At 60.3% G+C, this 431-nt stretch carries 1 pseudogene; it reads right to left on the bottom strand.

What is annotated here, in order from left to right:
- Positions 1-431: pseudogene (locus EOC83_RS32610) on the bottom strand (phosphomannomutase/phosphoglucomutase); the annotation flags it as partial.

Below are 431 nucleotides of genomic sequence, written 5' to 3'. Positions count from 1 at the left end.
TCTGCATATCCTCGGGATTGGGATTGTAGCGCGGAAAGGTGTGGTCGAGTTCGACATCGAGCGGGATGACTTCACAGCCGATCCGTTCCAGCGCTTCAGGCGCAAAGGCGCCGGCGGTGCCATTGCCGCAAGCGGCCACGACCTTGAGCTTTTTCGAGATGCGCTTGCCCCGGGTCAGATCGTCGAGATACGTTTCGCGAAAATTGGGAACGAAATCATAAGACCCGCCGCCGACAAGGTCGAAATCGCCGGCCATTACAATCTGCTTCAGCGCGCTCATCTCTTCCGGCCCGAAAGTCAGCGGCCGCGCCGCGCCCATCTTGACCCCGGTCCAGCCATTCTCGTTATGCGAGGCGGTGACCATAGCGACCGAAGGCACGTCCAGTGCGAACTGGGCGAAATAGGCCATCGGCGACAACGCCAGTCCGATG

Source organism: Mesorhizobium sp. Primo-A (genome assembly GCF_003997175.1).
Lineage (GTDB): Bacteria > Pseudomonadota > Alphaproteobacteria > Rhizobiales > Rhizobiaceae > Mesorhizobium > Mesorhizobium ciceri.
Note: the sequence above shows the minus strand (reverse complement) of the source record. Positions and strands in the feature narration are given on the sequence as shown.